This is a genomic window from Lysobacter sp. Soil_C_59, assembly GCF_057656415.1.
Genome location: NZ_JBDGKK010000006.1, coordinates 33,368 through 55,859, shown reverse-complemented (window position 1 = coordinate 55,859; position 22,492 = coordinate 33,368). Strand labels below are relative to the sequence as shown.

Annotated in this window: 20 protein-coding genes; 2 read left to right on the top strand and 18 right to left on the bottom strand. The window is 68.1% G+C overall.

What is annotated here, in order from left to right; all coding sequences use genetic code 11:
• Nucleotides 1–27: 27 nt before the first annotated feature.
• The 11 genes from AC3A3Q_RS12805 to AC3A3Q_RS12755 form a co-directional block, all read right to left on the bottom strand.
• On the bottom strand, nucleotides 28–1,761 hold the full coding sequence (locus AC3A3Q_RS12805) for a BatD family protein (RefSeq protein WP_487586609.1): 1,734 nt from the start codon (nucleotides 1,759–1,761) through the stop codon (nucleotides 28–30).
• Nucleotides 1,758–3,473, bottom strand: a complete 1,716-nt coding sequence (locus tag AC3A3Q_RS12800; protein WP_487586608.1) for a VWA domain-containing protein — start codon at nucleotides 3,471–3,473, stop codon at nucleotides 1,758–1,760. The genes AC3A3Q_RS12805 and AC3A3Q_RS12800 overlap by 4 nt, the downstream gene beginning before the upstream one ends.
• The gene (locus AC3A3Q_RS12795) at nucleotides 3,470–4,498 is read right to left on the bottom strand and encodes a vWA domain-containing protein (protein WP_487586607.1); all 1,029 of its coding nucleotides are present in this window, start codon (nucleotides 4,496–4,498) and stop codon (nucleotides 3,470–3,472) included. The genes AC3A3Q_RS12800 and AC3A3Q_RS12795 overlap by 4 nt, the downstream gene beginning before the upstream one ends.
• Nucleotides 4,495–5,013 (bottom strand): DUF4381 family protein, encoded by a 519-nt coding sequence (locus AC3A3Q_RS12790; RefSeq protein ID WP_487586606.1) that lies wholly within the window; start codon nucleotides 5,011–5,013, stop codon nucleotides 4,495–4,497. Before AC3A3Q_RS12790 ends, AC3A3Q_RS12795 begins: the two co-directional genes overlap by 4 nt.
• Nucleotides 4,971–5,921 carry a DUF58 domain-containing protein gene (locus tag AC3A3Q_RS12785; RefSeq protein ID WP_487586605.1) on the bottom strand — a complete coding sequence of 317 codons (951 nt, stop codon included), beginning with the start codon at nucleotides 5,919–5,921 and terminating at the stop codon, nucleotides 4,971–4,973. The genes AC3A3Q_RS12790 and AC3A3Q_RS12785 overlap by 43 nt, the downstream gene beginning before the upstream one ends.
• A gap of 22 nt (nucleotides 5,922–5,943) precedes the next feature.
• Entirely contained in the window at nucleotides 5,944–6,936 is a 993-nt protein-coding gene (locus AC3A3Q_RS12780; protein WP_487586604.1) for an AAA family ATPase, read from the bottom strand.
• Between the two features lie 174 nt (nucleotides 6,937–7,110).
• On the bottom strand, nucleotides 7,111–9,039 hold the full coding sequence (locus AC3A3Q_RS12775; RefSeq protein ID WP_487586603.1) for a type IV pilus secretin PilQ: 1,929 nt from the start codon (nucleotides 9,037–9,039) through the stop codon (nucleotides 7,111–7,113).
• A gap of 19 nt (nucleotides 9,040–9,058) precedes the next feature.
• Nucleotides 9,059–9,562, bottom strand: coding sequence for a pilus assembly protein PilP (locus tag AC3A3Q_RS12770; protein ID WP_487586726.1), 504 nt, complete (start codon nucleotides 9,560–9,562; stop codon nucleotides 9,059–9,061).
• Nucleotides 9,563–9,608: 46 nt separating this feature from the next.
• A complete protein-coding gene (locus AC3A3Q_RS12765; protein ID WP_487586602.1) occupies nucleotides 9,609–10,277 on the bottom strand; it encodes a type IV pilus inner membrane component PilO in 669 nt (222 codons plus the stop codon).
• Nucleotides 10,274–11,059 carry a PilN domain-containing protein gene (locus AC3A3Q_RS12760; protein WP_487586601.1) on the bottom strand — a complete coding sequence of 262 codons (786 nt, stop codon included), beginning with the start codon at nucleotides 11,057–11,059 and terminating at the stop codon, nucleotides 10,274–10,276. Before AC3A3Q_RS12760 ends, AC3A3Q_RS12765 begins: the two co-directional genes overlap by 4 nt.
• A complete protein-coding gene (locus tag AC3A3Q_RS12755; RefSeq protein ID WP_158734115.1) occupies nucleotides 11,059–12,117 on the bottom strand; it encodes a pilus assembly protein PilM in 1,059 nt (352 codons plus the stop codon). The genes AC3A3Q_RS12760 and AC3A3Q_RS12755 overlap by 1 nt, the downstream gene beginning before the upstream one ends.
• Before the next feature lie 245 nt (nucleotides 12,118–12,362).
• Here AC3A3Q_RS12755 and AC3A3Q_RS12750 point away from each other — a divergent pair, with 245 nt between their 5' ends.
• Both AC3A3Q_RS12750 and AC3A3Q_RS12745 read left to right on the top strand, forming a co-directional pair.
• The gene (locus AC3A3Q_RS12750; protein ID WP_487586600.1) at nucleotides 12,363–14,867 is read left to right on the top strand and encodes a penicillin-binding protein 1A; all 2,505 of its coding nucleotides are present in this window, start codon (nucleotides 12,363–12,365) and stop codon (nucleotides 14,865–14,867) included.
• Between the two features lie 231 nt (nucleotides 14,868–15,098).
• A complete protein-coding gene (locus AC3A3Q_RS12745) occupies nucleotides 15,099–15,764 on the top strand; it encodes a hypothetical protein (RefSeq protein ID WP_487586599.1) in 666 nt (221 codons plus the stop codon).
• An 11-nt stretch (nucleotides 15,765–15,775) separates the two neighbouring features.
• Here AC3A3Q_RS12745 and AC3A3Q_RS12740 read toward each other — a convergent pair whose 3' ends face one another.
• From AC3A3Q_RS12740 to AC3A3Q_RS12710, 7 genes are all read right to left on the bottom strand, one after another.
• Nucleotides 15,776–16,372: a hypothetical protein gene (locus AC3A3Q_RS12740; protein ID WP_487586598.1), complete on the bottom strand. Its 597-nt coding sequence runs from the start codon at nucleotides 16,370–16,372 to the stop codon at nucleotides 15,776–15,778.
• A gap of 16 nt (nucleotides 16,373–16,388) precedes the next feature.
• Entirely contained in the window at nucleotides 16,389–17,702 is a 1,314-nt protein-coding gene (locus AC3A3Q_RS12735; protein ID WP_487586597.1) for a citrate synthase, read from the bottom strand.
• A gap of 500 nt (nucleotides 17,703–18,202) precedes the next feature.
• A complete protein-coding gene (locus AC3A3Q_RS12730) occupies nucleotides 18,203–18,448 on the bottom strand; it encodes a type B 50S ribosomal protein L31 (RefSeq protein ID WP_158734120.1) in 246 nt (81 codons plus the stop codon).
• A gap of 83 nt (nucleotides 18,449–18,531) precedes the next feature.
• A complete protein-coding gene (locus AC3A3Q_RS12725; protein WP_487586596.1) occupies nucleotides 18,532–19,467 on the bottom strand; it encodes a nucleoside hydrolase in 936 nt (311 codons plus the stop codon).
• Between the two features lie 37 nt (nucleotides 19,468–19,504).
• A complete protein-coding gene (locus AC3A3Q_RS12720; protein WP_487586595.1) occupies nucleotides 19,505–20,236 on the bottom strand; it encodes a copper homeostasis protein CutC in 732 nt (243 codons plus the stop codon).
• Nucleotides 20,233–21,240 (bottom strand): glycosylasparaginase, encoded by a 1,008-nt coding sequence (locus AC3A3Q_RS12715; RefSeq protein ID WP_487586594.1) that lies wholly within the window; start codon nucleotides 21,238–21,240, stop codon nucleotides 20,233–20,235. Before AC3A3Q_RS12715 ends, AC3A3Q_RS12720 begins: the two co-directional genes overlap by 4 nt.
• 83 nt (nucleotides 21,241–21,323) lie before the next feature.
• Nucleotides 21,324–22,355, bottom strand: a complete 1,032-nt coding sequence (locus AC3A3Q_RS12710) for a glucokinase (RefSeq protein WP_487586593.1) — start codon at nucleotides 22,353–22,355, stop codon at nucleotides 21,324–21,326.
• Nucleotides 22,356–22,492 lie beyond the last annotated feature (137 nt).

The following is a 22,492-nucleotide window of genomic DNA, read 5'->3' as shown; positions in this document are numbered from 1 at the left end:
AAACCGCCCGGCGGCACCCTGCCCCGCTCAACCGCGCAGATGTCCGGAGCGGTCGGGCGCAGGCGGGTACAACGGCGGCAATGGCGAAGGTGCCTCGACCGAACCCTCGCGCCAGCGCGCACCCGATGCGAACGCCCTGCGCAGCTGCTGCCGTGCGGCGACGCCATCTCCGCCACCCCAGCGCGCACGCTGGAGGGCATCCACTGCCGCACGCTGGTCGGAGTCGGACAGGCGTGCGAGCACCTCCTCCAGATCGTGCGCTCGCGGCGTCGCCGCCGCGCACAAGGCCTCGGCCACGTCGCCCAGCGCGCCACGGTCCAGCGCCTGCCTGAGGTTGCCGCCGCTGGCAGCGGGCGCGTCTTCGGCGTCAGTGGCAGCAGCGGCAGCGGCGGCCCGCGCATCGCCACGGTGCAGACCCCAGACCAGGGTGAACAGCCACAGGGCGGCGAACAGCAGTGTTGCCAGGACCCAACCCTTGCTGGCGCCCGGGATCGGGAGCAGCGGCGATTCGGTGCCGGCGGCCGCGATGTCGGCCGGCGCCGGCGTCGCCGCAGTGGAAGGTGCTGCTGCCGGCGTCGCTGGCGCGGCACCTGCCAGCGCCGTCCAGGACAGCGGCGGCAACGTGGCGGTGCGGACCGCCCCGGCGCGCACATCCCACCAGCTCATGCGCATGCCACCCAGCTGGATCCTGCCCGCGCGCGAGGGCACCAGCGAAAAGCGCCGGGTCAGCTTCGCCCGCGGCCTGCCGTCGACAAAACGTTCGTCGGCCTGGACCGGTTCGGCGAACACCTGCACGCCATCCATCGCCGGCAACTGCAACTCCGGCATCTGCACGGCGGTTGCGCCGTCAGCCACCGCTTCCACGACCAGGGTCGCCGCCGCGCCCGCGCGCAATTCCTGGGGCGTGGACTGGTAACGCAACTGCAGGTCCTGCAACGGCAGCCACGGCTGTGGCGCATCGTTGGGCACCGGCCGCACCTGCAGCGAGCGCGGCGCCGCCTGCGCCTGCAGCGCCCCGCGATTGCTGCCGAACAGATCGTCGAAGAATCCGCCGGCGCCGCGACCCTCGAAGCTGGCCGGCGGAATCGTCAGCGTGCCGCTGCGCTCGGGCACCAGCAGGTAGCGGCGCTCGACCACGCTGTAACGGCGACCACCGACGTCGCGCTGGTACTGGGCATCGTCACCGACACGCTGCAGCGAGGCGCCTTCCGGGGCGGGCTGGTCGAGCTGTCCCGACACCAGCGGCGCGGCGGAGTACAGCCGCACCACCCAGCCAACCGACTGCTGCACGTACGGGTCGTCGTCGTCGGCCTGGCTTTCGATGAAGACGTCGTCGCCGGCACGGCCGGTCGCGCGACCACCGTCGGGCGTCACGACCAACGACAAGGGCTGCGTCTGTTCGCTGCCAAGGGCGAGAGCGGGCACGGTCAGCACGCCGTCGCGGCGCGGCCGCAACGCCACTGCATACAGCAGGCGCATGCTGTTGCGGCCGTTGATGCTTTCGAACTCGCGGCGACTGGTGTGGCCACTGACGGTGAAGTCCGCCTGCAGTGGTGCGTAGTCCGGTTCCGACGCCGCCGACGAAGTCGTCTCGATGTTGAGCGTGACCGTTTCGCCGAAGGCGATGCGATCGCGGTCGAGCCAGGCGCGGGTTTGCGCCGATGCCGCCAGGCTCGCGGTCGACAACAGCAGCCAGGCCGCCAGACGCAACAACACGCGCGCTGATGGGGATCGATGTTGCTTGTCGGCGATGGCACTCATTGCGGTCCCTGGCCCTCGGTCAGACGGCGCTCCTGCTCGATGCGGAATTTCTCGCGCAACAGACTGCCCGGATCATCGGGCACGCGCCGCAACCAGGCCTCGTTGGCCAGGCGTTGCTCGCGCTGTTGCGGCGTTTCGTTGGCCTGCCCGGCGCGACGCCGCGCGTCCTGCTGGCCGTCGCGCTGTTGCTGCTGCAACGCGCGTTGCATGCGTTCGCGCTGCGCGGCATCGGCCTCACGCTGGGCCTGGGCGTCGGCGGGCCGGGTCGGCTGCTGCTGCGCCTGCGACTGTTGCGGCGCCTGCTCGGGCTTGCGCTGCTGCTCCTTGCCTTTGCCCGACTGCTGTGACGGATTTCCCTTCTCGTCCTGTGATGGTTGCGACTGACCCGATTGCGAGTCGTTCTTCGATTTTGACGATTGCTGCCGCTTCATCGCAGCCTCGACTGCCCGTTTGTTGGCAATCGCATCGTCCATGCCGGGTTGTTGCTTCAATGCTTCGTCGTAGGCGGCGATCGCCTGCGGGTACTGCCCGGCCTTGGCCAATGCATTGCCGCGGTTGTAATGGGCGTCGGCATCGCGGGCATCGCCGTAGAGTTTCGCGGCCTGGGCGAAATCACCGCGCCGGTAGGCCTGCGATGCCTGCTCCATGCGCGCATGCTCGACCTGGTCGGCGCGACGCCACAGGTCGGCGGCCCGTGCCTGCGAGCCAGGCCACACGAAGCAGAGCGGCAGCAACAGCATCACCGCTCGACGGCGGAACGCGAACAGCGCCAGCAGCAGCAACGGCGGCAGCAGCCAGTAGCCCTGGTCCTGCCAGGCCATGCCTTTGCCGCGGGCAATGGCGGCATCGTCCTGGCGCGGATCGAGGATGCCCAGCGCCCTGAGGTCGTCGTCGCCTTCCGCCAGCGCGGCGTATCTGCCATCGCCGGCGGCCGCGAGCGCGCGCAGCGATCCGGCATCCAGTCGCGCCTGGCCAAAGCTGCCGTCAGTGCGGCGATAGGGCGCTCCGGCAGCGCTGCCGATGCCCAGTGCGAACACGCGATAGCCCTGCCTGGCGGCACGGGCGGCGGCATCGCGCGCGGGCTCGTCGGCCTGCGCGGTGAGCAGGACGATGTCGCCGCGATCGAACCGGGCGCGCTTGAGCAATTGCGCCGACCAGTCGATGGCGCGATCCGCCCGCTGGCCGTCGACCGGCATCACGTCCGGCGCCAGCGCATCGAGGAACAACGCCACGTTGGCAGAGTCCTCGGTCAACGGTGCGACGGTGAAGGCATCGCCGGCGTAGGCGACCAACGCGACCTGACCTCCGGCGCGCTCGCGCAGCAGCGTGGAGATCTTCGCGCGCGCCTGCGCCAGTCGCGACGGTGGCACGTCCGCGGCCGTGGCCGCGCTCGACAGGTCCAGCGCGATCACCAGCGGTGCCCGGCTTTCCCACAACGGTTGTGCGACCTGGCGCCAGCTCGGCCCGGCCAGTGCCAACACCGCGACCGCGTAGACCAGCGCAGCCAGGCCGCTCGCCCAACGCGCACGCGCGTCGCCCCGCTGCGCCAGCAAGTGCGGCAACAGGTGCGCATCGACAGTGTCGTGCCAGACGCTGGCGCGATGTCGCCGCCATCGCCACAGCCACGCCAGCAGCGGCAGTGCCAGCAACGCCCACAACCATTGCGGACGCAGCAGGTGCAGCGCGCCGATGTCGAAAGCGGCGACACTCATGCGAGCCTCCGGCGCGGCCACGCGAAAGCGAGCAACGCGCAGGCGAAAGCGGCCGCCAGCGGCCAGTGGTAGCGCTCGATGCGCGGACGCAGCGCCTGCCCCGGTTGCCGGATCGGTTCGATCCGGTCGATCTCGGCGTAGATGTCGACCAGCTGCGAGGTATCGCGCGCGCGGAAGAAGCGACCACCCGTGGTCTTCGCGATCGCGCGCAGTCCTGCTTCGTCGATTTCGTCGCCGGCGCCCGGCATCGGCATGGGCACGCCGAACAGCGATATCGAACCTTCGCCGCCGAAGGCGATGGTGTGCACGCGCACGCCTTCGGCACGGGCGATTTCCGCGGCCTTGGCCGGGTCGAGAAGGCCGGCGGTGTTGACGCCATCGGTCAGCAGCACCAGCACGCGCTGCTCGGCCGGTCGCGCCTGCAGGCGCTTGACCGCCAGCGCGATGGCATCGCCGATGGCGGTTTCCTGCCCAGCCAGTCCGATGACGCTGTCGTTGAGCTGTTCGCGGACCGAGTCGAGGTCGAGCGTGAGCGGCGTCAGCGCATAGGCACGACGGCCGAACACGATCAGGCCGATGCGATCACCGCCGCGACGATCGAGGAAATCGGCGAGGACGGCCTTGGCGGCGGTGAGGCGATCGACGCTGCGACCGCCCAGGTCCATGTCCGGTTCGCGCATGCTCGCCGACAGGTCCAGCGCCAGCATCAGGTCGCGCGCGGCCTGTGGCGGCTGCACGGCTTCACCGAGCTGTTGCGGCCGTGCCGCGGCCACGCACAGCAGTATCCAGCCCAGCCAGGCCAGTGCACCGGCACTGCCGCCAAATCCGCGACGACCCGCCGCGGCGACACGTTGCAGGCGCTCGCCGTACGGCACCTGCAACGCTGCCGCGGTGCCGCGCGCAGGCGGAAGCAGCCATCGCGCCAGCCACGGCAGCGGCAGCGCGAGCAACCACCACGGCCAGGCGAAGGTATCGAGCACCCAGTGCCATGGAGCGAACAGCGTGGAGATCAGCGCGTCGATCATTTCGCCCCCATCCACTGCAGGAAGCGCACCCGCACCATCGTCCGCAACGCCTGCACGTCTGAGGCAGCGACATCACGCCGGTAACCTCCATCGAGCAGCAGGCGGCCATGACCGCGACTGAATCCGTCACTTGCCGCGGCACCCCGCCGCGACGGCGACTGTGCATCGAGAAACGCCAGCCATTCCTCGCCCTGCAGCCGGTCGGCACCGGCGTCGCGACGGCGCGCGGCACGGCGCAGCAGCTCCGACATCGCCGCAACCTGCGCAGCAGGTGAGCCGGCGGCGTCGACGCTGCGATCGAACAGTTCGGTGATCGCCTGACGTTGTCGGCGGCGTCGCCGCATGACCCAGGCAACGGCCACGATCAGCGCCAGCAGCAGCGCGGCCAGCAGCCACCAGCCCGGCGCCGGCGGCCACCATGGCGGCGCCGGCAGCGAGTGGATGTCGCGCAGGACCAGCGCATTGCCGCCCATCACGCCACCAGCGGCCGGTTGCGGCCGAGCAGCGGCAGCCATGAATCGCTGGCCGCCTGCGTCGACAGCGCCTGGACACGGACGCCGGCGGCGGGAAGCTGCGCCAGCACCTGTTCCATCGGTCGCGCGAACTCGTTGCGCCAGGCCTGGCGCTGCGCGGCCGATGCGAGGTCGAGTTCGACACGAGCGTCGTGGCCTTGCGCGTCGTGGACCTGGAACGGCAAAGGCGATTTCGGCGGCGCGTCTTCGAATGGATCCGTCAACAGCAGCACGATCACCTCATGGTGCTGGGACAGGGCCGGCCAGCGCCGTTGCGCGATGGCCGCGACGCTTTGCGCATCGGCGAGCACCAGCAGTCGCGAACCCGGTCGCAGCAGCCGCTGCGCGTGATCGAGGGCGACATCCAGTCCGGCATCGTCCGGCGGTGGCTGCGCGTACCAGCGCACCAGCGCATCGAGCACACGCAGTGCACCGCGCGGTCCTGCCGCGGGCGCCACCGGTGCCTCGGCGCGGCTGCCGCGCAAGGCGGCGATGCGATCACCGTCGCGCACCCCCGCCCAAGCGGCGATCGCGCCCGCGCGCGCCGCCTGCACCGACTTGAATCGCACGCGCGTGCCGAAGAACAGCGCCGGCGCGGTGTCGGCGACGATCAGGCTGAGTCGTTCGCGCTCGGCCTGGAACAGTTTGGTATGGGCACGACCAGTGCGCGCGGTCAGTCGCCAGTCGATATGGCGTGCGTCGTCGCCGCTGGAGTATTCACGCGACTCGGCGTACTCCATGCCGCGGCCGCGCAGGGGCGACAGTGCGTGCCCGCTCACGCCGAAGCGACCGCGGCGTGCCTGGCCACGCGCTGTCACGACCGAACGCAACGCCACCAGCTCCGCCAGCGATGGCGTCAGGCCATTGCCCACGGCAGCCGGATCTTCATCGCCAGCGCGCATCGAAGTCATCGCATCACTCCGGGCCATCGGCTCAGGGCAAGGGCACCCGCTGCAGCAGTTCGGCCACCAGGCGATCGCCGTCCCAGCCTTCGGCCGTGGCTTCGTAGCTGGGCAGGATGCGGTGGCGCAGCACGTCGGGTGCGACGACACGGACATCGTCGGGGGTCACGAAGTCGCGGCCGGCCAGCCAGGCGTGTGCACGTGCGCAACGCTCCAGCGCGATCGAGCCGCGCGGGCTGGCGCCCCATGCAATGCGCCTTGCCAGTGCCGGGTCGTAACGCGCGGCATCGCGGGAAGCGAGCACCAGTTCGATCAGGTAACGCTCCACCGGCGGTGCCAGGTGCAGCTCGAGCACGGCGGCACGCGCGGCGAAGACATCCGACAGCGGCATGCGCTCGACCACCGGCGCCGGTGCGTGCAGGGCGACGCGTGCGCGCTCGCGGGCCAGGCGCAGGATCTCGGTCTCGGCGGCGATCTCGGGGTAGCCGATGCGCACGTACATCAGGAATCGATCGAGCTGCGCTTCCGGCAACGGGAAGGTGCCTTCCTGCTCGATCGGGTTCTGCGTCGCCATCACCAGGAACAACGCCGGCAGGGCATAGGTCGCGCGACCCACGGTGACCTGGCGTTCGCCCATGGCTTCGAGCAACGCCGACTGGACCTTGGCCGGCGCGCGATTGATCTCGTCGGCGAGCAGGATGGGATGGAAGATCGGCCCGGCCTGGAACTCGAAGCGCCCTTCCTGCGGCCGCCACACTTCGGTGCCGGTCAGGTCGGCCGGCAGCAGGTCCGGGGTGAACTGGACGCGGGCGAACTCGGCGTCCATGCGCGCCGCCAGCGCGCGGATGGCGCTGGTCTTGGCCAGGCCGGGCGCGCCTTCCACCAGCAGGTGACCGTCGGCGAGCAGGGCGATCAGCAGTCGCTCGATCAGCGCCGCCTGGCCGACGATCTCGGCCGAAAGCGCCTCGCGCAGGGCGCGGAAGGCATCGTGCACACGGGGCGGGTCGTCGCTGCGGCGGTCCATGGGGGTCTCGAATGCGGGGCAGGTCCAGTTTGACCGAAGTTCGGCGGCACGGTTCAGCAGCGCCGTCACCCATTCAGCGACAGGTACTCCTGCCCGCCCTTCGACGGTGGGGGCCATGACGCAGAAAGCCCGGCTTTCGCCGGGCTTTCCGTCAAATCGCGAGGACTTGAGAACTTACCGCTGCTCGACCTTGAGCACCTTCGGCGTGACCATGATCAGCAGCTCGGCCTTGTCCTTGTTGCGGCCCTTGCGCTTGAACAGGTTGCCAAGGAAGGGCACGTCGCCCAGGAACGGAACCTTGGAGACGTCGCTGCGATCGCGGAACTCGTAGACACCGCCGACGACCACGGTCTGGCCGTCCTGCACCAGCACGGCGGTGTTGACCTCGCGCTTGGCGATCTGCGGAACCTGGCCGATCGAGGTGTTGGTGAAGCCTTCGACCTCGTCCTTCTTGACGTTCATGTTCAGGAACACGCGGCCGTCGTGGGTGATGGTCGGGGTGACCTTCAGCTCCAGCAGCACGTCCTTGAACTGCACGTTCGGGATCGGAATCGAGTTGCCACCCTGCTGCGGCGAGATCGTCACGTAACCGACTTCCTGGCCCTGGCGGATCACCGCCTCGCGCTGGTTGCTGGTGACGATGCGCGGGTTGGAGATCACTTCACCGCGACCTTCTTCCTGCATCGCCGACAGCTCGACATCGAGCAGGTAACCGGCATTGAGGATCGACAGGGCAAGCGCGCTGGGGTTGGTGACCGAGGAAGCCGGCAGGTTGCTCATCAGCGAGCGGGTGACGTCGAAGGCATTGCTGCCGTTCTGCACCGCATCGGCACGCGAGGCTGCGTTGGCCGCCGAGGCGTCCGTGTTGCCGCCGAAGCCGACCGAGCTGCGATCACCCGGCTTGCCGCTGGCACCGCTGATGCCGAACTTGGCACCCAGGTCTCGGGCGAAGGTGTCGGTGGCGATGACGACGCGAGCCTCGATCAGCACCTGGTCGACCGGACGGTCGATCACGCGGATCAGCTCCTTCATCTGCGTGATCTTCTTCGGGATGTCGCTGATCATCAGCGTGTTGGTGCGCTCGTCGGCGACGATGCGACCACGCGACGAGAGGAAGCCGCTGTCCTGGTTGCTGCCGCCCGAACCGCCGCCGCCGCCGCCGATGCCCTTGGCCTCGGTCAATGCCTTGTAGATCTGGCCGGCGTTGTGATAGTTGATCTGCACATACTCGGTTGCCAGGTCGACGCGGTTGTCGATGGCGATGCGCGCGTCCTCCCTGTCCTGCTCGTACTTGGCAATTTCGGCCTGCGGTGCGATCCACACCACGTTGCCACTGCGACGCTTGTCCAGACCCTTTGCCTGCAGGACGATGTCGAGCGCCTGATCCCACGGAACGTTCATCAGGCGCAGCGTGACGTTGCCGGACACCGTGTCGGCCGCGACCACGTTCAGACCAGACTCCTCGGCGATCAGCTGCAGGACCGTGCGCACCGGCACGTCCTGGAAGTTGAACGTGACCGGGCGGCCGCTGTAGGCGCGACCTGCGGCGGCGGCAGGCTTGCCGTCGACCGTAGCGCCGACGGCGCGGCCGTTGGCCGCTCCGGTGCGCGGCACGATTTCGACGATGTACTCGCGGCCGGTCTGGTAGGCCATCGACTCGAAATTGCCGCTGGTGTTGAGGACCAGCTGCATGCCCTTGCCGCTGGCACGGGCATCGATGCGCTGCACCGGCGTGGCGAAGTCGACCACGTTCAGCGGCTTCTGCAGCGATGCAGGCAGCTGTGCGTTGCCGACGTCGATGACGACGCTGGAACCCTGGTTGCGCAGGTCCGGCGCGGCACCGTCGCCGCTGAACTTCACGACCAGGCGGCCGGAGCCGTCAGTGCCGCGCTTGAAGTCGATGTTGGACACCGCGATGGTGCCCGGCAGCTGCTTGGCCGGGTCGACGCTGGCCGCGGGTGCGACCGTGGCCGGAGTCGTGGCGGGTGCGGCGGCGTGGACGGCGCTGAAGGCGGCAATTGCGCCGACCATCAGACCCACCGACCCGCTGCGCAAGAGCAGCGGGCGACGGGCCGGTCGCATGCGTGTGTTGAAAACGGTCATCGTTGCTATCCCCCAATCCCTATTGATCTTCCAACGCGACCGTGGCCGGGCGTTCCAGCCAACCACCCGCGCCGTCCGGCACCAGTTCCACCAATTCGATATGGTCCTCAAACACGCCGGACACGCGACCGTCGCTCTGCCCCATGTATGCGCCGGCCTGGACCCGGTAGGTCACCTTGTCAGGCGCCATCACCAGCGCCACGACCCCACCGCCCTTGCCCAGCGTACCGACCATGTCGAGGCTGTCGAGCGGGAACTGCTCCAGCGTCTGCTTGCGGCGCGCCGAATCCGGACGCGGACCATTGCCGCCGTCCTCGTCGGTGAACGCCGTGCTGAACGGATCGCGCATGGCGTAGGCGTTGTATTCGAAGGTCTCGAACTGCTGCATCACCGGCAGCGGATCCAGCGGCGGCGCCGGGCGCGCCTTGACCTCGGCAATCCACTTTTCCAGGTTCGGCGACTCACCAGGAGTGCTGGTGATGCCGCGCGAGCAGCCTGCCAGGACCAGCGCGACTGCCAGCATGGTCAGGGCACGCGGTGCTGCATTACGAATGGAGATTGCGCGCATCTCAGGTCCCCCCCTGCTTGCCGGCCGCGGCCGTTTCCTGCTTGGCCACCTCATCCTCGTCGAGGTAGCGGTAGGTCTTGACCGTACCGGCCAGTTCGAGCGGGCTGTTGGGCGTGATCGCGGCGCCGGCTTCCTTGCTGCGTGGCTTCAGCGAGATGTCGTGCATGGTCATGATGACCACGCGCGGCAGCGAGGCCACGCCGCTGACGAAACCGCCGAACTGGTGGTAACTGCCCACCATGCGCAGCGCGATCGGCTTCTCGGCGTAGAACTCCTTGGGCTGTTCGCCACCGGGCTGGAACAACTCGTTGGTGATGCCGGTGGCGAGCGCGGTCTGCGAGATGTCGACGATCAGGTCGGGCATCTCGGTCTTGCTCGGCAACTGGCGCAGCATCTGCTGGAGCTGCTGCTCCATCTGTGCCAGCTGCTGCTTCAGCGGTTCCAGGTTGGCGGCACGGCCCTGCTTGGTTTCGTACTCGGTGCGAAGCTCCACTTCCTGGCGCTCGAGTCCTTCCAGTTCGGTGCGCTTGTCGGCGACGAACAGGTACCAGGCCAGGCCGACGATCAGCAGCGAGACCAGGACGCAGAAGCCCAGCTTGGCCTGCTGCGGCCAGGAGCCGATGTTGTTGAAATCGAGTTCGTTGAGCTTGATGGATTTCTTCTTGCTCATGACGCCGCTCCCTTGGTCGGCGCTGCAGCCGGCGCCGTCGGCGCATTGGCGGGGGTCGCTACCGGCGCGGAGGCCGGAGTGCTTGCCGGTTGTGCGGGGGCCGCGCCCGGTGCCGGTGCAGTCGGCGCCGCGCCTGCCGGCGCGGTGCCGGCGGCGGTGGCATCGGCTGCCTGCGCGATCTGCGAAGCCTGTGCCGCAGGCGCGTCCGGCATGCCGTCGCCGTCCTCGTCCTTGGGCGCGTTCGGGTTGGCCAGCTGGACCTGCAGCGTGAACACGTACGGCAGGCCCTTGTCGGTGCCCTTGGCCTCGATGATCGACAGGTCCGGCTTGGTCATCCAGCCGGAGCCTTCCAGGTTGCGCATGTAGGTACTGACGCGGGCGTTGGACTGCGCGCGGCCTTCAAGCGTCAGGGTCTGGTTGTCCTGCTTGATCGAGGTCAGCACGGCGCCGTCGGGGATCGTGCGCACCAGCGAATCGAACAGGTGCACCATCTGCGAGCGGTTGGCCTGCAGCTCTTCGATCACTTCCTTGCGGGCGAGCAGCTTGGCCTTCTTCTTGTCGAGTTCCTCGATCTCCTTGATCGCCTTGTCGACCTGCGTGATCTGGTCACGCATGTAGGTGTTGCGCTCGTTCTGGCCGTCGATCTGGCCGTTGTAGTAGCTGATGATCACGAACGACAGCAACACCGCGCCCAGCGCCGCCATCGCGAACATCACCGCGAATTCTTTCTGGCGCAGCTTGCGGCGTTCTTCGCGCCACGGGAGGAGGTTGATGCGTGCCATCAGTCGAAGCTCCTCAGGGCGAGGCCACAGGCGATCATCAGCGCCGGCGCATCCTGGGCAAGGGCGTGCGCCTGCACGCGCGGGCCCAGGGTCATGTGGGCGAGCGGGTTGGCGATCGTGGTCGGCACGCCGAGCTGCTCTTCGACCATCTCGGCGATGCCGGCGATCGAGGCGCAGCCACCGGCCAGGACGATCTGGTCGACGCGGTTGAACTCGCTGCCGGCGTAGAAGAACTGCAGCAGGCGGCTGATCTGCTGGACCATCGCCTCCTTGAACGGCTCAAGCACTTCAGCCTCGTAGCTCTCCGGCAGGCCGCCCTGGCGCTTGGCCAGTCCGGCTTCCTCGTAGCTCAGGCCGTAGCGGCGCATCACTTCGTCGGTGAGCTGCTTGCCGCCGAACACCTGTTCGCGGGCGTATAGGCTGCGGCCCTGGCGAAGGACGTTGAGCGTGGTCATGGTCGCGCCGGAATCGACCAGGGCGACCAGGCCGTCGCGCGGCCCGCCGAGCTGGTCTGCGACCAGGGCGAAGGCGTTCTCGAGCGCGAAGGCCTCGACGTCCATCACCTTGGGCGTCAGGCCGCCGATCTCCAGCGCCGAGGCGCGGACTTCGACGTTCTCCGAGCGCGAGGCTGCCAGCAGCACCTGCAGCATGTCCGGGCTGCCCGGCATCGGACCCAGGACCTCGAAGTCGTGGTTGACCTCTTCGATCGGGTACGGGACGTAGTTGACCGCCTCGAGCTCGACCTGCGACTCCAGGTCGTCATCGTCCAGGTCGCCCGGCATCGGGATCACCTTGGTGATGACCGAGGAACCGGCGACCGCGGCGGCGGCATGTTTGGCTCGTGTGCCCGAGCGGGCCACGGCGCGCTTGATCGCTTGTCCCACCGCCTCGACCTCGACGATGTTCTTCTCGACCACGGCATTGGGTGGCAGCGGTTCAACCGCGTAATGCTCGACGCGGTAGCGGTTGCCGGCCCGGGAGAGCTGCAACAGCTTTACGGCAGTCGAACTGATATCCACGCCGACGACTGCCGGCTGGCTTTTTGTGACGATCCCCACGGTATTCTCCCCTTGTCACAGGCGCTTACGTGCGCTTCGTGTGACCCCGCTTTAAATATCGAAGTTTGCGCGGCAAGGCAACTGTTCCGTTCGGAATTGCCTTACTGCGTCACTTTCCGCCCCTTGCACGGCTGGCCAGCCCTGCCCCGTCTGGCCCGTCCGCCCCGCCCTTGCCCCGCTCAAGTGCCTTTCCCCGGCTCATCTATACTCCACGGCCACTACACCCGCAATCGGAACCTGCCTTGATGCCCCGTTTCCGCCGCCTGCTGCGCTGGGCGCTGATCGCGTCCGCCGGCCTGGCCCTGCTTGGCGCCATTGCCCTGGGCACCCTGTACTACCTCGTCGCCCCCAAGCTACCTGACGTCGAGACCCTGCGCACGGTCGAGATGCAGGAACCGATGTACGTCTACGCCCGCGACGGCCGCCTGATGGCCCTGTTCGGCGAGACGCGGCGTTACCCGATCTCCATCCAGGACGTCCCCGATCGCCTCAAGCAGGCCTTCATCTCGATCGAGGACGCGCGGTTCTACAAGCACCACGGCGTCGACTTCAAGGGCATCGGCCGCGCGGTGTGGCTGCTCGCCACGACCGATGCGCGCCGCGTTCCCGGCGGCTCCACGATCACCCAGCAGGTCGCGCGCCAGTTCTTCCTGAGCAACGAGTACAGCTACACGCGCAAGCTCGCCGAGATGCTGCTGGCCATGCGCATGGAGCGTGAGCTGAGCAAGGACGAGATCTTCGAGCTGTACCTCAACAAGAGCTTCTTCGGCAATCGCGCCTACGGTGTCGGCGCTGCCGCGGAGTTCTATTACGGCAAGAAGCTCGGCGAGCTCACGCTCGACGAAATGGCTTCGCTCGCGGGCATTCCGAAGTTCCCGTCCAGCGGCAATCCGCTCAGCAATCCCGAGCGCGCCAAGGAACGTCGCGACTACATCCTGCAACGCATGGCCGACCTGCGTTACGTCAGCCAGGCCGAGGCCGACCAGGCCAAGGCCGCGCCGATGCACGCCACTCCGCATGAGCGTCCGGTCGAGGTCTATGCGCCGTACGTGGCCGAGATGGTCCGCCAGGAAATGGTTGCGCGTTACGGCGCCGAGGCACTGACCCGCGGTTACCACGTCACCACCACCATCGACCCGGTCCTGCAGGTCGCCGCCGACCAGGCCATCCGCGACGGTCTGTCGGTATACGACCGACGCCACGGCTGGCACGGCGTCGAACAGCACTTCGACCTCGCCGCCGGCGAAGATGCGGCCACGCTGCGCAATCGCCTGCGCGGCATTCCCGCGCAGGCCTCGCTGCTTCCCGCAATCGTCACCGGCAGCAGCGGCAGCCAGGTGCAACTGGTGCTGGCCGACGGCACCGAGATCGAGCTGGGAGCCGACCAGGGCTTCGGTGGACGCAGCCCGGCGAGCCTGGTCAAGCGTGGCGACCTGGTGCGCGTGCTGCGCACGGACCCGCCGCCGGCCCCTGCTCCGGCCAAGCCCGGCCAGACCGGACCGATGCCGGCTCCGACCTGGCGCCTCGACCAGATCCCGCAGGCACAGGCGGCACTCGTCTCGCTCGAACCGGGCAACGGCGCACTGCGCGCCCTGTCCGGTGGCTACAGCTTCGCCGGCGCCAAGTTCAACCGCGCCACCCAGGCGCGACGCCAACCGGGCTCGAGCTTCAAGCCGTTCCTGTACGCGGCCTCGTTCGAACGCGGCTTCAATCCGGCCTCGGTGGTGCTCGATGCGCCGGTCGTGTTCAAGGATCGTCGCGGACACATCTGGCGCCCGCAGAACGACAGCGGCAACTTCGCCGGCCCGATGCGCCTGCGCGAGGCGATGGTGCAGTCGCGCAACCTCGTTTCGGTGCGCCTGCTCGACGCCATCGGCGTCGACTACGCGCGCAAGTACATCAGCCACTTCGGATTCGACGAAGCCGAACTGCCGCCGAACCTGTCGATGTCGCTGGGCACTGCCTCGCTGACGCCGATGTCGGTCGCGCGCGGTTTCGCGGCCTTCGCCAACGGCGGTTTCCGCATCACCCCGTGGTTCATCGACGAGGTCAAGGATCGCGAAGGCGCGGTGGTGTTCAAGGAGAAGCCGGCGATCGCCTGCCCTGCCTGCGGCAATCCCGGCGGCGCGAACAGGGCGGTGCAGACCTCCACGGTGGTCGATGGTTTCAACCTCGGTCCGGATGCGGCCCCGGCGGCTGCAACCGAGAGCAAGCCGAAGGACGAGCCGAAGAAGGCCGAGATCGACACGAGCAACCTGGTGCTGGCGCCGCGCGCGATCGACAGCCGCATTGCCTACCAGATCAACTCGATGCTGCGCGACGTTGTCCTGCGCGGCACCGGCACCGCGGCCAAGGTGCTCGAACGCGAGGACGTCGGCGGCAAGACCGGTTCGACCAACGACCACCGCGACGCCTGGTTCTCGGGTTTCGGCGGGCCGTACGTCACCACCGTCTGGGTCGGGCGCGACAACTACAAGTCGCTGGGCTACCGCGAATACGGCGGCAAGGCCGCATTGCCGATCTGGATCGATTACATGCGCGTGGCGCTGAAGGACCAGCCGATCTCGCCCAACGACCCGCCCGAAGGCATGGTCAAGGTGTCGGTGTCGGCCAGTGGCGCACTGGTGCCGGGCGAAGGCGGCGGCATCGTCGAATGGGTCAAGGCCGAAGACCTCGAGCGCATGCAGAGCTACGTCGACTACGGCCCGGCCGAGACGGCGCCGGCCGAGGAAGAGTTCGACATCTTCTGATCGTAAAGACTTCAGCAGGCAGCACACGACGCCGGGTTCGCCCGGCGTCGTCGTTTCCGCGACCGCTCGCCAGAGGGCATTGGTTCATGCTGGGCGGGCAAAATGAACGCCGCAAAGACGCCAGACGCGGTAACTTCCGGGCGCGATGAAACGTGGTAGGTTTCTGCTGCCGGTGCAGTTTCGGCCGCGGCGCAACCAGTCGCCGACGTCGTGCCAGATGCGGAGGTCGAGATGCCACACGCCCGACAGCACGCCACCCTGCACGCACAGACACGCACGCGCGAACGCCGCCATCGCCTCGCCCACGAGGCTGCCCGGCTGATGGCCGAAGGCGGAATCCGCGACTACCACCAGGCCAAGCTCAAGGCCGCCGAGCGCCTGGGCATCTTCGACGACGCCTCGCTGCCGCGTAACCGCGAGATCGAAGAGGCTCTGCGGGAATATCAGCGCCTGTTCCAGCGCGAGAACATCCCGGCATTGCGCCAGCGCCGCGAGTCGGCGTTGCGTGCACTGGAGTTCTTCAAGTCGTTCGAGCCGCGCCTGGTCGGCCCGGTGCTCGACGGCACCGCCGATACGCGCAGCCCTGTGGCATTGCACCTGTACAGCGACGACCCCGATGCACCGCCGCGCTTCCTCGATCAGCACGGCATTCCGGCTGAAGCGCGCAGTCGCCGCCTGCGCCTGGACCGCGAGCGCAGCGACGACTTCCCGGTGTACATCTTCAGCGCTGAGGACATCACCTTCGACCTCACCGTGCTGCCGCTGGACATCCTGCGCCAGGCACCGCTGTCGAACACCGACGAAAAGCCGATGAAGCGCGCCAGCGCCACGCAGCTAAGGCAGTTGCTGGCCGACGACGAGATCCTCGATTACGAGAACGGCGCGCCGCCGTTGTAGCGGCCCGGGAGTTACCACTGCGCGCTGCGCATGCGGGAATTCCCGGTGAACCCGAACACGTTGAGTTCGATCACCACGAAGGCGACCAGCCACAACAGCGCGTCCCAGGTATCCAGCCATGCGGCGTGCGGATCCTCGCCGCCAATGCCCATCGCCGCCCAGGTCAGCATGAAACCCACCAGTGCCAGGTAAAGCAGCAAGGCGACGACACGGCGCAGCCGGTGCAGACGCAGCGCATCCGGCGGAAGGCGAACCTCCAGCTCGAGCAGCGCGATCACGCCCAGCCAGACCACCTCGTTGGCGAAGTCCAGCCAGACCCGCTCCAGCGCATAGCCAACCACCGCGATCACGACGGCGACGGACGCCAGCGCGCGAACACCGTGCAGCACCGGCAGCCACCGGCGTGGCAACGGCCAGCCACCGGTCTCCCACTCGAACAGCAACAGCAACACGAACCACGCCGCCGTATCGATCAGTTCGGTGACGCGCCCATAGAGCGCATACAGCACCACATCACCGGCCAGCAACACATAGACCAGCCATTTGAAAACGACAAAGCCGCGGTGTGGCCGCGGCTTGGTCGTTGCGTCGGCGCGAACGCCGGCCATGTGCGCGAACGAAGACTCAGCGCTTGCCGGCGTCGACGTAGTCGCGCTGCGGCGAACCGATGTAGATCTGGCGCGGACGACCGATCTTGTTTTCCGGATCGTTCTGCTGCTCCAGCCAATGCGCGACCCAGCCAGCAGTGCGGGCGATGGCGAACATCACCGTGAACATCTCCACCGGGATGCCGAGCGCCTTGTAGATGATGCCGGAGTAGAAGTCGACGTTCGGGTAGAGCTTGCGCTGCACGAAGTACTCGTCCTTCAGCGCCGCCTCTTCCAGCTTCATCGCCACTTCCAGCAGCGGATCGTTGACGCCCAGCTCGCCGAGCACCTTGTGGGTCATCTCGCGGATGATCTTGGCGCGCGGATCGAAGTTCTTGTAGACGCGGTGGCCGAAGCCCATCAGGCGGAAGCCCGACTCCTTGTCCTTGGCCTTGGCCACGGCCGAACCGACGTTCTCCGGACGGCCGATCTCCTCGAGCATCTTCAGCACGGCTTCGTTGGCACCACCGTGCGCCGGACCCCACAGCGCGGCGACGCCGGCGGCGACGCACGCGTACGGGTTGGCACCGGTGGAACCGACCAGGCGCACGGTCGAGGTCGAGGCGTTCTGCTCGTGGTCGGCGTGCAGGATGAAGAGCAGGTCCAGGGCCTTGGCGGCGACCGGGCTGAGCTCCAGCGGCTCGCTCGGCACTTCCTTCATCATGTGCAGGAAGCGCGTGGTGTACTCGAGGTTGTTCTTCGGATAGCGCATCGGCCAGCCGATCGAATAACGATGGCAGGCAGCGGCAATCGTCGGCACCTTGGCGATCAGGCGGATCGCGGCCAGGCGGCGCTGTTCCGGATCTTCCAGGTCGAGATCGTTGTGGTAGAAGCTCGCCATCGAGCCGAGCATGCCGACCAGCATCGCCATCGGATGGGCGTCGTGGCGGAAGCCGTACAGGAAGGTGCGGAAGGCCTCGTGCATCATCGTGTGATGCGTGACTTCGTGCTCGAACTTGGCGAACTCGCCCTGGTTCGGCAGCTCACCATTCATCAGCAGGTAGGCGACTTCGAGGAAGCTGGAATGCTCGGCCAGCTGGTCGATCGGGTAGCCGCGGTACAGCAGAACGCCGGCATCGCCATCGATGTAGGTGATCGCCGACTTGCAGCTGGCAGTGGCGGTGAAGCCATTGTCGTAGGTGAAAGCGCCGGTTTCCTTCGGCAGCTTGCCAATGTCGATGCAGGGCTGGCCAAGGACCGGGTGGTGGACCGGCAGGGTTACGGTCTTGTCGCCAGCGGTCAGGGAGACCTGGTCGAACTTGTTGGGACCGGGCTTGTTGGATTCGGACACGACAAAACACTCCTCAAGTCTGCGTGCCTGCCGCAGGGGCAGGCCGGGCACGAGTGGGCCACAAATGGGCACGGGGTCACGGCAGAATTGGGCCGAACCGCGATAGTGAATTATCGCACAACGACCTGGAGCCAAGGCTCGGACTTTGGTCGGCTTGCACCCCGCGATCGCAACGGTGCGTCGCGCCCGCAGGCCGGGGCCGCCCGGGGCGACTTTATCGGCCGACTTTGGCCAGGCCGACCCTCCGCCAATGGCCAGAAACGGCAACGGCCACCTTTCGGCAGCCATTGGGGGAAGTCTCGTGCGCGATGCGGCCGCCAATCGCCCGACCAATCACGCAAGACAGCAACGGCCGCCTTTCGGCAGCCGTTGCGGATATCCTGGTCGTCGCGCTGCGCCTGGTCCGTGCGTGTGGCACGGGCAGATGCGCTACGGCAGATCCCTCGCTTCGCTCGGGATGACCTTTCGGCAAAGCCGTGCCTGAGGCACGGCCCCGAAGATCACTTCTGGGCGTAGCGCTTGCGGAACTTGTCGACGCGACCGCTGGTATCCATGATCTTGTGCTTGCCCGTGTAGAACGGGTGCGAAGCCGAGCTGATGTCGACCTTGATCAGCGGATACTCATTGCCGTCCTCCCACTTGATCGACTCCTTGCTGCCAAGGGTCGAGCGGGTCAGGAACTGGAAGTCGGTGGTCACGTCTTGGAACACGACTTCGCGGTATTCGGGATGGATGCCGGCCTTCATGGCACTCACCAATCTTTAAGCGGGAAAGCGCGGAAGTATAGCGGCCCCGCCCCGCCCGGGCAAGTCCGAAATACGCCCATCGCTCAACCGGCGGCGAGGGCGTCGCGGATCAGGCCTTCCAGGCGGGCCTGGTCGTAGCGCAGCAGGATCCGGGCCCGGTCCGGGCGGCCGCTCTGGCGCTGCCAGTCGACCACGGTCATGCCGCGGGCATGGCCATGACCCAGCTCGATCGCCAGCGGGCGCCGTGCCTCTTCCAGCACCCCGTCCGGTGTCAGGGCGAAGGCCATCGCGTAGGCGTCTGCCGAGTGCCAGTAGTCGCCGCGGCGGTCGGCCGACCATTCGCGCGTCTTCTTCGAGATGCGCTCGTAGAAGCGGGCCCGTTCGGAGTCGGCGCGCAGCCATTGCTCGACCCGCTCGTGATGCAGGCCGTGGGCGATGGTGCCTTCCCAGTCCGCCAGATCGATGTCGGGGAACGCCTCGAAGACGATGTGCGCCGCTTCGGGGTCGAAGTAGATGTTGAACTCGGCAGCGGGCGTGATGTTGCCGTGGCCGGTGACCGAGCCGCCCATCACCACGAAACGGGCCACGCGCCCGGGCAGCGTCGGATCGAGCTTGAGCGCGAGTGCGATGTTGGTCAGCGGACCCAATGCGACCAGCAGCAGCTTGCCGGCATGCTCGTGCGACAGGCGCAGGATCGCCAGCGCGGCATGTTCGGCCTGCACCTGCTGGCGCGCCGGCTCGTAGCCGACGTCGCCGAAACCGTCCTGGCCGTGCACGTAGCCCGCATCCGGCGCCGGGTGCAGCAACGGACCGGCGCAACCGGCGAACACCGGCACGTCGACATTGGCGACCTCGCACAGCTTCAGCGCGTTGGCCACGGTGTGGCGCAGGCCGACGTTGCCGGCGGCGATGGTCAGGCCAACGACGTCATGGCGCGGATCGTTGAAAGCCAGCAGCAGGGCCAGCGCGTCGTCGACGCCCGGGTCGGTGTCGATCAGCAGGGGGATCTTTTCGCTCATGGGCCGATTATGGCCGGGAAGATGACGAGCCTGCACGTCATGCCGCATCAAGCGCCGCACGCAGGACCCGGACACGATCGGCATCGCTTTGCAGCCAGTGCGCATCGAGACCGGCAATGGCCTTGCCGACATGCTGCATGCGCGACGAGCGAATCACTTTCGCCGAAGCATGGAATTCATCCGCGCCGCTACGCGAGACCAGTGCGGCGAGGTTGTGTTCGCTGATGCCCGCGCCCGCCATCACCCGGATGCGCCGACCGGCCTGCCGCACCAGCGCCGCAATCGCGTCGGCGCCCTCAGGCGCGGTCGATTGCGCGCCCGAGGTGAGCACCCGCTCGCATCCCAGGCCGATCACCGCCTCCAGGGCCTGCGCCTGGTCACGCGCGACATCGAAGGCGCGATGAAAAGTAATGCCGATCGTGCCTGCTGCCGCAATCAGCTCGCCGCAGACCGCCTCGTCCACCGAGCCATCGTCGGCGAGCGCGCCAATGACGACCCCGTCGCAACCCAGTCGCACGCACGACTCGATGTCGCGCAGCATGATCTCGCGTTCGAGGGCGTCGTAAAGGAAGTCGCCCGCGCGCGGCCGGATCAGCACGTACAGCGGGATGCGCAGGCGTTCGCGAGCCAGCGCGATCGTGCCGTAGGACGGCGTGCAGCCACCCTCACCGAGGTTCTCGCACAACTCGACGCGATCGGCACCGCCCTCCTGCGCCGCCAGAGCCGAGGTCACGGAATTGGCGGCGATCTCCAGCAACCGGCGGCTCATTTCTGTTCCGTCGTGTAGACCGAGGCCGATTCGTGCAGCTGGTCGTGCGGCCCCTTGTCACCGTCGTGCAGCGCGTAGACGAAGCCCTTGTGCAGAGCGAACGCACCGACCTGACCATCGCGGTTGAGTGCGAGGAAGCACACCTGCAACTGCTTGCTGGCCTCCGGTCGTTTGCGCACGACGCGCTCGATCGCTTCGCGGCAGGCATCGGCCGGCGACCGGCCCTGACGCATCAGTTCTACGACGAGGAAGCTGGCGGCATTGCGCACCATCTCCTCGCCGACGCCCGAGGCGGTGGCTGCGCCGACCTCGTTGTCGACGTACAAACCGGCACCGACGATCGGACTGTCGCCGACCCGGCCGTGCAGCTTCCACGCCATGCCACTGGTGGTGCATGCGCCGGCCAGGCGTCCCTTGGCGTCTAGCGCGAGGATGCCAAGGGTGTCGTGGTTGCTCTTGTCGCCCGGGCGCTGCTGGCGCTCGGCGTTGATCCGCGGCGTGTATTGCGCGGTCTTGAGCCATTCACGCCAGGCCTGGCGTGCCTGGTCGGTCAGCAGCGGCGTCTTCTCGAAGCCCTGGGCGACGGCGAACTGCTGCGCGCCGGCACCGACCAGCATCACGTGCGGCGTCTTCTCCATCACCGCGCGCGCCACCGACACCGGGTGGGCGATGTCCTCCAGCGCGGCGACCGCGCCACAGCGGCCGTCGCCATCCATGATGCTGGCGTCGAGGGTCAGCACGCCGTCGCGATCGGGATTGCCGCAGCGTCCAACGGTCGGATTGCACAGGTCGGCCTCGGCCCAGCGCGCGCCGGCCTCGACCGCATCGAGCGCGCTGCCGCCGTTGCCGAGCACGCGCCATGCGGCCGCGTTGGCGCCGACGCCGAAATCCCAGGTCGAGACGACGCGGGCGCGATTCGTGGTCGCAGCGGCGCCTGCACCGGGCAATGCCAGCGCGCCGGCCGCGAGAAGGGAGGACTGGAGGAACTGGCGACGATTGGTCATGGCGTGGGAGCGAGCTTGCTCGCGATAGGGCGTAACAGTGTGGGAGAGGGCCAATCGCGAGCAAGCTCGCTCCTACGGCGTTTCTAGAACCCCGAATGGCGCTCGTAGTACCAGGCCGCCGCACCCACCAGGCCGAGCTGGCCATGGTCGACCAGCCACACCGGCACGCGCGCCAGCACTTCGCCCAGCACGCCCTTGTTGCGGAAGCGCGCGGCGAACTGGCTGTCGAGCAGGAACGGACGGATCTGCGCCGGTATGCCGCCGGCCAGGTACACCGCATCCGCGCCGAATGTCACGGCAAGGTCACCGGCGAGGCTGCCTAGCAGCGCGCAGAACAACTCCAGGGTCTCCACCGCGCGCGCATCGCTCCCGGCCTGGGCGGCTGCAGCTATTGCTTCGGGGTTGTCCAGCGCCGGCGCGACGCCGTCGAGTTCGCACAGGGCCTGGTAGGTGTTGACCAGCCCGGGACCCGACAGCACCCGCTCGTTGTCGACATGCGGCCAGCGCTTGAGCAGATGACGAACCAGATCGAGTTCGCGGGCGGTACCGGCGGCCAGGGCGGCGTGCCCTGCCTCGCTGGCGAGCACGCGCAACGGGGCGCGCTGCTGGGCGCTGGGCAGGCACAGGGCGGCGCCGAAGCCGGTGCCCGGGCCCAGCACCAGAGTCGGGCCGCTGCCGGCGCTGCTGTTGGAGCTGGTGACCGGGCCGCAGACGCGCGTCATCGTCGCGGCATCGACGTACGACATGGCGCAGGCCACGGCCTCGAAATCGTTGAGCAGGGCCAGGTGGGTGACACCGGCGGCCTCGCGCGTGCTGCGCACCGACACCGGCCACTGCAGGTTGCTGTTGATCAGCGTGTCGCCCTCGAGGCGGCCGGCGATCGCCACCACGGCGTGGGTGCGCTCGGCGGCGAACTCGGTGGCGAAATGGTCGAGGATCGCCGCCAGGCTCGGGTACTCGGCGCAGGCGTAGCGGCGGTACTGCAGCACGTCGACCTTGCCGTCGGCGCCCACCCGGACCAGGCCCAGGCGCGCATGCGTGCCACCGACATCGGCGGCAATGAACGGCTGGGCGCCTTGGCGGACAGCGGACTCTTTTGCGGGATCGGCAATCACGGAATGCGGTGGGACGACCGGGGGTCGGACTGCGCATGATGCCACTGTGGGGGTTAATACCGACCGGCCGGCAGGAGCGAGCTTGCTCGCGATCGGGCGCATCCGGAGGCCGGTCGCGAGCAAGCTCGCTCCTACGC

Excerpts from the sequence above, each read along its gene's own strand:
- AC3A3Q_RS12805 (WP_487586609.1), bottom strand. The coding sequence starts at position 1,761 with ATGAGTGCCATCGCCGACAAGCAACATCGATCCCCATCAGCGCGCGTG.
- AC3A3Q_RS12775 (WP_487586603.1), bottom strand. The coding sequence starts at position 9,039 with ATGACCGTTTTCAACACACGCATGCGACCGGCCCGTCGCCCGCTGCTC.
- AC3A3Q_RS12760 (WP_487586601.1), bottom strand. The coding sequence starts at position 11,059 with ATGGCACGCATCAACCTCCTCCCGTGGCGCGAAGAACGCCGCAAGCTG.
- AC3A3Q_RS12750 (WP_487586600.1), top strand. The coding sequence starts at position 12,363 with ATGCCCCGTTTCCGCCGCCTGCTGCGCTGGGCGCTGATCGCGTCCGCC.
- AC3A3Q_RS12780 (WP_487586604.1), bottom strand. The coding sequence starts at position 6,936 with ATGGACCGCCGCAGCGACGACCCGCCCCGTGTGCACGATGCCTTCCGC.
- AC3A3Q_RS12720 (WP_487586595.1), bottom strand. The coding sequence starts at position 20,236 with ATGAGCCGCCGGTTGCTGGAGATCGCCGCCAATTCCGTGACCTCGGCT.
- AC3A3Q_RS12765 (WP_487586602.1), bottom strand. The coding sequence starts at position 10,277 with ATGAGCAAGAAGAAATCCATCAAGCTCAACGAACTCGATTTCAACAAC.
- AC3A3Q_RS12785 (WP_487586605.1), bottom strand. The coding sequence starts at position 5,921 with ATGACTTCGATGCGCGCTGGCGATGAAGATCCGGCTGCCGTGGGCAAT.
- AC3A3Q_RS12790 (WP_487586606.1), bottom strand. The coding sequence starts at position 5,013 with ATGGCTGCCGCTGCTCGGCCGCAACCGGCCGCTGGTGGCGTGATGGGC.
- AC3A3Q_RS12740 (WP_487586598.1), bottom strand. The coding sequence starts at position 16,372 with ATGGCCGGCGTTCGCGCCGACGCAACGACCAAGCCGCGGCCACACCGC.
- AC3A3Q_RS12770 (WP_487586726.1), bottom strand. The coding sequence starts at position 9,562 with ATGCTGGCAGTCGCGCTGGTCCTGGCAGGCTGCTCGCGCGGCATCACC.
- AC3A3Q_RS12730 (WP_158734120.1), bottom strand. The coding sequence starts at position 18,448 with ATGAAGGCCGGCATCCATCCCGAATACCGCGAAGTCGTGTTCCAAGAC.
- AC3A3Q_RS12745 (WP_487586599.1), top strand. The coding sequence starts at position 15,099 with ATGCCACACGCCCGACAGCACGCCACCCTGCACGCACAGACACGCACG.
- AC3A3Q_RS12800 (WP_487586608.1), bottom strand. The coding sequence starts at position 3,473 with ATGAGTGTCGCCGCTTTCGACATCGGCGCGCTGCACCTGCTGCGTCCG.
- AC3A3Q_RS12795 (WP_487586607.1), bottom strand. The coding sequence starts at position 4,498 with ATGATCGACGCGCTGATCTCCACGCTGTTCGCTCCATGGCACTGGGTG.
- AC3A3Q_RS12715 (WP_487586594.1), bottom strand. The coding sequence starts at position 21,240 with ATGACCAATCGTCGCCAGTTCCTCCAGTCCTCCCTTCTCGCGGCCGGC.
- AC3A3Q_RS12725 (WP_487586596.1), bottom strand. The coding sequence starts at position 19,467 with ATGAGCGAAAAGATCCCCCTGCTGATCGACACCGACCCGGGCGTCGAC.